General features: G+C 63.9%; 8 protein-coding genes and 1 pseudogene. 2 read left to right on the top strand and 7 right to left on the bottom strand.

The features are described from left to right. Positions 1-408: 408 nt before the first annotated feature. Genes AB7U92_RS14200 through AB7U92_RS14175 form a run of 6 tightly spaced genes read right to left on the bottom strand, consistent with a single transcriptional unit; the run spans position 409 to position 5,871 of the window. Complete coding sequence (locus AB7U92_RS14200; protein ID WP_428577894.1) at positions 409-1,515, bottom strand: S-(hydroxymethyl)glutathione dehydrogenase/class III alcohol dehydrogenase; 1,107 nt, start codon at positions 1,513-1,515, stop codon at positions 409-411. A gap of 23 nt (positions 1,516-1,538) precedes the next feature. Next, positions 1,539-2,204: a glutathione S-transferase family protein gene (locus tag AB7U92_RS14195; RefSeq protein ID WP_428577891.1), complete on the bottom strand. Its 666-nt coding sequence runs from the start codon at positions 2,202-2,204 to the stop codon at positions 1,539-1,541. Positions 2,205-2,218: 14 nt separating this feature from the next. Then, the gene (locus tag AB7U92_RS14190) at positions 2,219-3,187 is read right to left on the bottom strand and encodes a PDR/VanB family oxidoreductase (protein WP_428577888.1); all 969 of its coding nucleotides are present in this window, start codon (positions 3,185-3,187) and stop codon (positions 2,219-2,221) included. Between the two features lie 19 nt (positions 3,188-3,206). Next, entirely contained in the window at positions 3,207-4,073 is an 867-nt protein-coding gene (locus tag AB7U92_RS14185; protein ID WP_428577885.1) for an aromatic ring-hydroxylating dioxygenase subunit alpha, read from the bottom strand. Positions 4,074-4,075: 2 nt separating this feature from the next. Then, the gene (locus AB7U92_RS14180; protein WP_428577883.1) at positions 4,076-4,747 is read right to left on the bottom strand and encodes a Rieske 2Fe-2S domain-containing protein; all 672 of its coding nucleotides are present in this window, start codon (positions 4,745-4,747) and stop codon (positions 4,076-4,078) included. Positions 4,748-4,776: 29 nt separating this feature from the next. Next, on the bottom strand, positions 4,777-5,871 hold the full coding sequence (locus tag AB7U92_RS14175; RefSeq protein ID WP_428577880.1) for a BMP family ABC transporter substrate-binding protein: 1,095 nt from the start codon (positions 5,869-5,871) through the stop codon (positions 4,777-4,779). A 142-nt stretch (positions 5,872-6,013) separates the two neighbouring features. Between AB7U92_RS14175 and AB7U92_RS14170 the strand changes: the two genes are divergently transcribed. Together AB7U92_RS14170 and AB7U92_RS14165 are read left to right on the top strand one after the other, a co-directional pair. After that, positions 6,014-6,988, top strand: a complete 975-nt coding sequence (locus tag AB7U92_RS14170; RefSeq protein WP_428577877.1) for a LysR family transcriptional regulator — start codon at positions 6,014-6,016, stop codon at positions 6,986-6,988. Between the two features lie 41 nt (positions 6,989-7,029). Then, positions 7,030-7,346 (top strand): annotated as a pseudogene (locus AB7U92_RS14165) (IS630 family transposase); the annotation flags it as partial. Positions 7,347-7,534: 188 nt separating this feature from the next. On the opposite strand, the gene AB7U92_RS14160 reads toward AB7U92_RS14165, so the two are convergent. Further along, positions 7,535-10,039 carry a DNA repair protein gene (locus AB7U92_RS14160; RefSeq protein ID WP_428577874.1) on the bottom strand — a complete coding sequence of 835 codons (2,505 nt, stop codon included), beginning with the start codon at positions 10,037-10,039 and terminating at the stop codon, positions 7,535-7,537. Positions 10,040-10,179 lie beyond the last annotated feature (140 nt).

Here is a 10,179-nt window from a genome sequence, read left to right as displayed (position 1 = left end):
TTCGACAATCAGGGTGAGCGCACTGGCGAACAGATCGCAGAGATCTTCGCGAGTTTTCTGGCTCGCGGCATTCAACGCGCCTGAGGCTACCTGAAAGCCGTCAATGGCCAGCGACCGGATGTGGCCGTCAAGCACTGCCCACCGGACCCATGCGGCCGACCGCTGAACCGCACATTCCGGTCGTCTGGCCTCGAACTTCCGGTGTGCGTCGTACTGCTGCCCGTCGACGCCCGGCGGCGTACCTCGGCACGCGACCCGCAGCTGTCGGTCGCATCAGCGAAATGCTGGCCGCAAAGCTGACATTGGCGTACTGGCTCGACCTGCGGTGAATCCGTTGGGGCGGCGGAGCGTTCTCGCCGCTGGTCTGGTTGCGGTATGGGGCAATGGCAGCTGCAGCTTGGCGCGAGCTCAGTACAACACCACAGAGCGAATCGACTCGCCGCGCTTCATCAGATCGAAGCCTTCGTTGATTCGCTCGAGCGACAACCTGTGAGTGATCAGGTCGTCGATGTTGATCTTGCCTTCCATGTACCAGTCGACGATCCTCGGCACGTCGGTGCGCCCACGGGCCCCGCCGAAGGCCGACCCCTTCCATTGCCGGCCGGTGACGAGCTGGAAGGGCCGGGTGCTGATCTCGGCGCCAGCCTCGGCCACGCCGATGATGATGCTTTGCCCCCAGCCCTTGTGGGTGCACTCCAGCGCCTGGCGCATCACCGTCGTGTTGCCGATGCACTCGAAGCTGTAGTCCGCACCGCCGTCCGTGAGCTGCACGATCGCGTCGACAATGCTCTCGTGGTCCTTCGGATTCAGAAAGTGCGACATGCCAAACTTCCGCGCCATCGGCTCGCGCGCCGGGTTCAGGTCCACGCCGATGATCTTGTCGGCGCCGATCAACTTCGCAGCCTGGATCACGTTCAGGCCGATCCCGCCAAGGCCGAATACGACAACGTTTGCACCGGCCTCAACCTTGGCCGTGAAAATCACGGCACCGACGCCGGTGGTGACACCGCAACCGATGTAGCAAACCTTGTCGAAGGGCGCGTCGGGCCGGATCTTCGCCAAAGCGATGGCCGGCACCACGATGTGGTTGGCGAACGTCGAGGTGCCCATGTAGTGGAACAGCGGCTTGCCGCCGATGGAAAAGCGCGAGCTGCCGTCGGGCATCAGGCCTTTGCCCTGTGTGGCGCGGATCGCCTGGCACAGGTTGGTCTTGCGCGACAGGCAGAACTTGCACTGCCGGCATTCAGGCGTGTACAGCGGAATCACATGGTCGCCGGGCCGCAATGCGGAGACACCCGGACCGACGTCGACCACGACGCCGGCGCCCTCATGCCCGAGAATGGCTGGGAAGATGCCCTCGGGGTCGGCGCCTGAGAGCGTGTAGTAGTCGGTGTGGCAGATGCCGGTGGCCTTGATTTCCACCAACACCTCGCCCTCGCGCGGGCCGTCGAGGTCGACCGTCTCGATGCTCAGCGGTGCGCCTGCCTCCCATGCAACTGCTGCTCGGGTCTTCATTTCATCTCACTCGTGTGTTGCCTTCAGGCTGCCATGAGGCGAACGATCGGAACGATCGAACGGTCGGGAACCAAGATTCCGGCCATGCCGACGAAGCCCGGGAGGTGGCGGAAGTCCCAGATCCAACGCCTAAGCGCAGGAAACTCATCCAGGGCGATGCCGCCGTCCTGCGCCAGGGCCGCATATGGGAAACAAGCGAGATCGGCGATCGTCGGTCGGTCCCCGACCAGCCACCGAGCGCCGTCGCTCTCCCTCTCTGCGAGGTGGTCGTCAAGCACGCGGAACACCGCCCGGGCCCCAGTGCGGCAAACCTCGACATCAAGGTCGTACCCGAGGGCATCGTGCAGGCGCGCAGCGGATGCTGTGCGGGTGGTTTCATCGGCTGTCGCGAGCCACACGGTGATCTCGCCTCGCAGCTTCGGATCGTCCGGATACCACTCACGTCGCTCGTCATAGCGGCTGGCCAAGTAAACCATGATGGCCTGCGCATCGCGCAGCCGGAACCCGTCGTCATCGATGACCGGAATCTGGCCTACCGGATTGATGTGGTCCACGAAAGCAGCGGACTTATGCTCCCTGCCCGGGTGAAAGTCCACCGCCGCTTTCTGGTACTCGAGACGCAGCCATGCAAGCAACTGCCGCACCTTGAAGCAATTGCCGGACAGTTCGTAGTCGTACAGCCTGATCATGCTCAGCCCCACTTTCAGAGATCGAGTTCGAGAACCGGGCTGCGCGATCGCCCGACGCAAATCAGCATCTGGTCATTGGCCGCACGCTCTGCGTCGGTGAGATAGGCGTCGCGATGCTCCGGCTCTCCAGCCAGTACGCGGGTCAGGCACGTGCCGCACACCCCTTGCTCGCAGGACGTGTCCACCTCGACGCCGATGCGCCCCAGCGCACAAAGAATGCTTTCGAGAGGATCGACCGTGCAATGCAGACCACTGCGTCGGAGACGGAGTTCGAACGGTGTGCCTGCACTCGGCACCTCCGCAGGCGCCTGAAAGTGCTCAAAATGCAACCGCTGTGGGGTCCACGATTCAGCCCCAAGTCGATGCACCGTATCCATGAACGGCGCTGGCCCGCAGGCATAGGCGTGACGGCCATCGTCCGTGCCCGCCATGATCGAGCACAGGCACGCCTCAGTTTCGCCACTGGACAAGCCAAGGTGATAGTGCACCAGGCCAGCGGACTCCAGAGGCGCAAGGCGATCGCGGAAGGCCACGTGATCAGCACCCCGCGCGAAGTAGTGCATCGCAAACGCCTTGCCCTCTGCGTGGAGGTGTTGAGCCATGGACAGCAGGGGCGTGATGCCGATGCCGGCGCCGAGAAGCAAGTGCGAGTCCGCTTGTGACGCGAGCGGGAAGTTGTTAACCGGAAGGCTGATCTGCAACACATCGCCAGCCTTCACTCGTTCGTGCATTGCAACGGAACCGCCGCGCGAAGCCGGCTCGCGCTTGACGCCCAGAAGGTAGAAGTCGTTCTCGGCCGGCGCGTTGCACAGGGAGTAGGTACGCAGCAGACGCGCCCCAGAAGGCAGGCCCACTGAAATGGCCACGTGCGCTCCGGGGGTGAATGCAGGCATGCGCTTGCCTGCAGGATCAACCAGCTCGAACGCGGCAATGCCATCTGCCGCAATCCACTTCCTGCGCACGATGACTTCATGCAGATCCATCGTCAGCTCCCAAACTCCCTCACCGCGGATGCACGCCGAAGCGCATGCCTCGGTCCCGCAGTGATTTCCGGTAGGTGACAGCGGTCATGTCGGCGCGCGTTGCCGCTTCCAGGCGCCCCTCGAGGGGAATGCGTTTGAGCAGATGGTTCTCCAGGATGGGCTTGTCCTGCCCGAAGATCGTGTGCTGGAACGCGATCAGATCGGTGTCGCTCGTCTCATCGTCGAAGTACACGATGAGGCAGTAGGCAATCGACCGGGTCTCGTCCACCGGTTGCACGAAAAGGCCGAGGGCATCGAGCCGATCGGCATAGGCAACGCAGCTCTTGTAGAGCATCGCCGAGAACGGCTGCATCACCCGGTACTTGTATTGCGCCTCCATGCCCTCGTTGGCTGAGGCCGAAGTCCGGGGTTGCCAGAAGCGGCAGTCGGTGGCCCAGATTTCCCCGGTAGTTGCCTCGACCTCTACCTTGTAGTCCGCCACTTCGGTGTGAGGCACCTTGCCCAGATAGTCGGTGTGCACATAGGGAAAGTGCGCCATGTCGAGGAAGTTCTCGATGATTCGAAGCCCAGATACGTGTACTCCGATGCCGCCGCAGTCAACGATGCGCCTGCCCGGCTCGTCGTACTCCGGAAACGCGAAGAGCTCGCGACTGGGCTTGCCGCTTGGGCACACCCACACGTAGTGATAGCGCACGTCGACCAGCAAATCGTCCCTGCCGCACCGACCGTGAACGGCGCTGCCGTCGCCGGCACGCCACAGGGTGATCTCGCAACCAAGCAGTGTCGTGGTCTTCGGACTTTGCTCTGACGTACCCACCAGGAAGTGCATCGGTCCGACGACCAGCCACTCGTTAAGCATGTTCGGATCGTCCGTCTTGAATGCCATGCTTACCTCGCTTGTTGGGATGCCGCTTCGATGGACGCGCGCAAGCGGCGAGCGCCCGCGTGCGCCTCGGCCATTTGCGGCGTGCCAGGCTGCGCTTCGGTCCACAGATGCAGCAGGGCGAGCTCCGGTTGTGCGTCCAGCAGCAACCCACAGGCCTCGACGCCGCCGAGCCGGCCATAGCGTGCCGGCCCGCCGGCCTTCCAGTCGCTCTGCCCCAACGCACGACTCACGGTCGCAGCAGGTGCGCGTATGGCCAAGCTGCGGCAGAAGCTCCAAGAGGCAGGAACAGTGTCCGCCGGTGGCGCATGTGCCTCGTCGTCGTTGAGGCGAGTCCAGACCATCCCGGCCGCCTCCACGACCCGATAGGTCTTGGCGCAGACGTTGCGCGGCGGCGCGATGTCGGGATGGGCCGGAATGCCCGAGCATTGTCCGGAGCCCGCGGCATACTGCCAGCCGTGGTAGGCGCACGAGATGCGATCACCCACCACTTGACCGAGGGTCAGGCGCACGCTTCGGTGGGGGCAGCGGTTCTCCCACACTTGCGCCTCGCCGTTTGCCGCGCGCCACAGCGCAAGTTCGAAGCCTCCCGCGAATCCGGCGACGATGTTGTCGCCGCGACGCAGCTCTTCACTTCGCACCACCGGGTGCCAGCCGTCCGAGTAGTTCTCCGTCATTTGGACTCCGAAGTGTTCATGTTCGATCGCTACTTCGACGTACCACCGAGAACGCCTTCCACGAGCCAGTTCATCTTCCCCAGTTCTGCATCGGCGTACACGCTGCCCGCCGCGACGCGAGCCTGGCCGTTCTGGTCTCTGATCGGTCCGCTGAAGACATTGAGCCGTCCGGATGCGATCTCTTTCTGCTTGGCGGTCACCAGATCGGCAGTCTCTTGCGTCACCCTCGGTCCGAAAGGAGCGAGCTTGACGACGCCGTCGGCCACCCCACCCATATACGGGCTCGGCTTCCAGCTGCCTGCGGCCACGTTCTGAACTACCTTGGTGTAGAAGCCACCCCAGTCGTGAACCAGCCCTGTCAGATAGTTCTTCGGTGCAAAGCGGCGCATGTCGGAATGGAAAGAGATCACCCCCACGCCCTTGCTCTCGGCCGCGATGGCGACGGCGGGCGTGTTGGTGAAGTGCGTCAGCACGTCCGCCCCCTGATTGATCAGTGCATTCCCCGCTTCCTGCTCGCGCGAAGGGTCGTACCAACTGTTGACAAAGACTGTCCGAACAGTCGCCATCGGATTGACGCTGCGTGCGCCCAACGTGAACGCATTCAGGTACCACATCACGTCAGGCACCGGATGCGGGCCGACGAAGCCAATGATGTTGCTTTTGGTGGTCTTGCCCGCCACGATGCCGGCGAGGTATCCGCCCTCGTGCCACTTGGCGTTGTAGCCGCTGAAGTTTGGCGCGTTGAGGTAAGCGCTGGACACCAGATACGTCGTCCCTGGATTCTCGGCCGCCACGGACATGATCGGCTTCATGTAGCCGAACGAAGTAGCGAAGATCAGCTTGTATCCGTCCATCGACAATTCGCGCGCGACGCGCTCAGCGTCCGGGCCTTCGTTGATGTTGGCCACAGTGCGCACGCTGATCTTCGACCCGAGATTGCGCTCCAGCGCGAGGCGGCCTTGGTCGTGCTGGTAGCTCCAGCCCGTGTCGCCAACCGGACCGAGGTAGATGAAACCGACCTTCATCGGATCCGCTGCAAAAGAAGGGACGGCGACAACGACCGCCGCGACGACAGCGGACAGCGCGGCGATCGGGCGGACAAGGGATTTCAGTTGTTCAAGCATCATGGACCTCATCGTGTTCTCCGGACGTCTTTGATCTGCGTCAAATAGTAGGAGCCTTGCGACGATCGGGATAGATCGAGCTCGGCGACGTATCGTTTCGTTTTCGAAACGATCGGCTTCGATGCCCAACAGAGGAGTGACCATGACAACCGACCTACGATTGATCGAAGCGTTCGTTTCGGTCGTGAGGCAGGGCAGCCTGACGAAAGCGGAGGCCGTTTCCGGCGTACCCAAAGGCACCTTGAGCAAGCAGGTTGCCCGATTGGAGGCGGAACTGGGCATGCAACTGCTGACGCGCGGCGCTCGACGAGTCACACCTACAGAGGCGGGGCGCGCCTTTTTCATGCATTCGGTGGCCCTGCTCGACGACGTCACCGGTCGACTGGAAGCTGCTCGGACATTCCTGCAGAACATGAACGAGGGTGTCACCGGGTCGCTGTCGTTGTTGTCAGACATTCATTTCGGTACGACATTCGTCTGCCACGTCGTCCGTCTGTTCCTTGACAACCATCCGAACGTGCAGTGCGAACTCGATGTAGTGGGTGACATTGGGGCGCCATCGGTGGACGACGTGGATTGTTATGTCTGCTCGGCGCCGCCCGACCATCCCAACCTCGTTGCCAAGCTCCTGGGGCGGCTGAGCTATAGCATTTATGGGAGCCCACGCTACCTTTCGCGCGAGCCGGCGCCGGAATCCCCGCAGGATCTGGAACGACACAGGACGATCGTCATGCGGGGCGAATCGCAGAAGGAGCCGCTGCAACTGCATGGCGCAAACGGTAGTTGTCCCTACACGCCGTCCCCAGCGCTGTCAACCAATGACTACTGGATCATGAAGACGTTCTGCCTCGACGGGTTCGGCCTTGCGCTCATGCCGGACTTCTTCGTGCGGCCAGAGGTAAGCCGCGGACTGCTTGTTCCGGTGCTACCCGCGTGGAAGCCTGCGCCAAGGCGGATCTATTGCGTATACCAGCGCCAACGCTATATGGGCAAGAAGGTACGTGCCTTCGTCGATTTGATGGTGAGCTGTGTCGCAAACATCGACATGTTCAATATCTACGTTGCGGCACCGGAGGCTCAGCTGGCAGGCAAGTGGCAGCCGGCAAACAAGCGATAGTGACGAATGCATGGACTGAAACCCAGGACCAGCGCCCTGGCACCCAAGACTACAAGCGCCACGGCATGACCACGCCGTTCACGGCGATGAACGGGCTAAATGGGGCGGTGCCGGCAGCGTGCAAGCCGCGCCACCGGCACCGCGCTGGCACATGCACTTCATCCCGAGCTACAGCTCCTGGCTGAACCAGGTCGAACGATTCTTCTCGCTGATCACGGACAAGGCCATCCGTCGCGGCTCGTTTACCAGCGTCAATCAAGTCGTACAGCGCATCGATCGCTTCGTCACCGCGCACAACGCCAAGTGCTCGCCGTTCAGGTGGACTGCCAACGCCAATTCGATCCTCGAGAAGCTGTAGGGCTGCCCGGCGCGCAACCCGACAGCTGACGCGGGTCAACGACGGCTTGTGGCCGGGCACTGACGTACGGCCTTCGCATCCGAGCGTTCGCTTTACGCGCATCGTGTACGTTCGGAGCGCAGCGTGAGGAGTGCCTGTGTGGCGCGCGTCGAAGTTCGAGGAGCGTCGACAGCGTCGACTGAACCCATCTACCTACGAGCTTCTTCAGCAACCAGAGCAACGTCTGAATGCGCATCGGCCTGCATGGCGTCGAGGTCGATGATTGCATCGGCCATCGTTGCGAGGTGCGGAGTCTGGGTGATGAAGAACTCTTGCCGGTAGCCGCCGAGCCGAAGGACTTCGCGCTTCATGGCCATGAACATGCGCTTGTGTTCTGGGTCGAGGGGCCCATCGGCCTCGTCGGAGAAGAGCGTGTCGAATCGCCGTCCGGTGTTCTGGGCCAAGTACAGGGCGATCGCGCGCGTCAGGCAGGCGTCGATGAAAGTTCGCTCACCGCCGCTCATCAGGCTGAGGCTCTTGCCGCCGCGCGCGTCGGGGCCGATCGTCCCGAATACCGACGTGTTATGCCGCATCGCTTCGCAGGTACCTGCGGCGCAGTTGCAGGGGCGGGGACGCCGGCCGGATCGCGAACTCGGCATATCCGGGTTCTCGGCATAGTGGATCTCATGCCGAGATCGGCATGAGATCCAAACGCGCTCGCCGCCGCTCACCAGCTTCAAGCTCTTCGACTCGTCGCGCCATCCGTCGTGCACGATGATGTCGAAGTCCTCCCGCAGCTCGCCCTTCCCATTGCTTGACTGGGTGATCACCTGCAACGTGAACCTCGGACCGTAGCAGGCCAGCAGCAACTCGTTGGCCAGAGCCGAGAACGTCGGCCCTGCATCGTCGATGTCCAGCGCGATGACGCCATCGTTGCTCAGGCACTTCGCCAGGAGCGACCAGGTTGCGAGCTCGGCTTCGACGCGCGCAGCCGACTTCGCCGCCGCTTCCTCCTTCTTCGCCAAGCCAGTGAGCTGCTCGCCAAGCGCCTTCGCGCGCTCGTCGCGCTGTCGCGCCGCCGTCTCCGCGCGCTCGGCGCTGGCCACCGCCTGAGCCGCCGCCTCCACCTCCTGCTTTGCAGCCACCAGCAGCGCAGGATCCAGCGCAGGCGGCAACAGGCTCGCTTGCTCCGCGATGCGTGCCAGCGCGTCATCGCGCACTTGCGACAGCCGGTGCAGCTCTTCGTCGGCCCTCTGCCGTGCCGCCGCAATGTCGGCCCGCTCCGCCCGTTCTTCGTCGGTCTCCGGGTCGGCCTGCTCCGGCAGCTTTGCGAGATCCTCGACCAGCGACGACAGCGTCGTCGCAGCGCGCCTCACCTCCTCTTGGCGCGCGCAAAGCAGCTCAAGTTCGCGCAGGCGCTGCTCCGCCGCTTCCAGCACCTGCTCGGCGCGGTTGCGTGCCTCTGCCGCGGCGGGCAGACCGCGCACCGCCTTCTCGGTGTCGGCGATCGCCTCGCCTGCAGCGCGCTTCTTCTCGGCCAGCGCAGCGATAGCCGCGTCCGCCGACGGCAGCAGCGCCTTCGCTTCACGCGCATCGCCCAGCAGCTGGCACCGCCCCTGGATGTCCATGCCGGCACAGGGCACGCTGCTCGTGAGGCCGAACCTGCGCTGCAGATCCGCTTGGCGCAGCGCGACCTGCCCGGCCTCTCTGTCGATCGATTCGAGCTCGCGCCGGCGCGCGGCAAGTGTCGCCTTGGCCCGCTCGAGCACGTCGACCTTCTCCTGCGCACGGGCCACGATGCCACGGCAGCGAACCACGACACGATGCGCGAAGGGGCGCCGCCCCGCGGCCTTCTCGACCGCATCGCTGAGCTGGGCAACTGCCGTCAGTGCACCGATGTCCCGCTGCAGCTGGGCGCGTCGCTGCGCGTGCGCCTGGCGCCGCGAGGCCACCCGCTGTTGAAGAACCGCTTCCCGCTGCTGCAGCCGCGGCACCTCCTGTGCCAGCCGCCGCGCGCCAGCCGCATGTTCTTCACCCGCACGTTTCGCGTCTTCCGCCAGCGTACGGCGCCGCACCTCGGTCTCGGCCGCATTCGAATGCTCCGCCGACACTTTGGCCATGCGTTGCCGGGCCGCGTCCAGGCGCGCCGCAGCCGCGACACGCTGGCCCGCCGCCGCTTGCACGGCCTCTGCGGTGCCGTCGAGATCGGCCAGGCTGCGCTTCACGCCCGCGGCATCCTCCTGGGCCCTGGCCGCGCCTTGCCGCACCACAGCAAGCCCCGCCTTGAGCTGCTTGACCACGTCGGCTGCCAGCGCACCCTGCTCGCGCACCTGTTCCAGGCCCAGCAGGTCTGCCAACAGCGTCTTGACCTCTGCGTTCTTGAAGGCCGATAGCGGTCGTTTGCCCTGAGCAGAGAACACCGACGTGAAGAACGTGTCCGGGGGGCAGAGGATTTCGGAAACGGCCTTCTCGTAGGTCTCGACCTTGCCATCGGACACCGTACCGTCTTGCAGCACCACCGGTGCCCAGCCCGTCTCCCGTTCCTCGAAAAGAAAGGCCTCGGTCTTCTTCTTGCCGTTTACCCGAAAGACGATCTGACTCTTGTAGCGCCGGCCGTCATGGCGCCACACGAGCTCCTTGCTGCTCTCGGGCAGGTACACGTGGTCGTAGTAGGAAAACGCGCCGAGACCATCGGCGCCGGAGCGCGACGGCATCACCAGGTACGGGTGTTAGGTTGCATTCGCGAGTGTCAACAGAGTTGGCTCGCTCGACGCCACGACCTACAGTTGTTCATGCCCGAGGAGCCCAAGCCTCTTTCAGAGGCGAGTAGCCCGGTGCGTCCCGCGTTTTCAGC

It is taken from the genome of Piscinibacter sp. (genome assembly GCF_050175855.1).
In the GTDB taxonomy this organism is placed as follows: domain Bacteria; phylum Pseudomonadota; class Gammaproteobacteria; order Burkholderiales; family Burkholderiaceae_C; genus Piscinibacter.
This window is presented reverse-complemented; position numbering and strand designations above follow the sequence as displayed.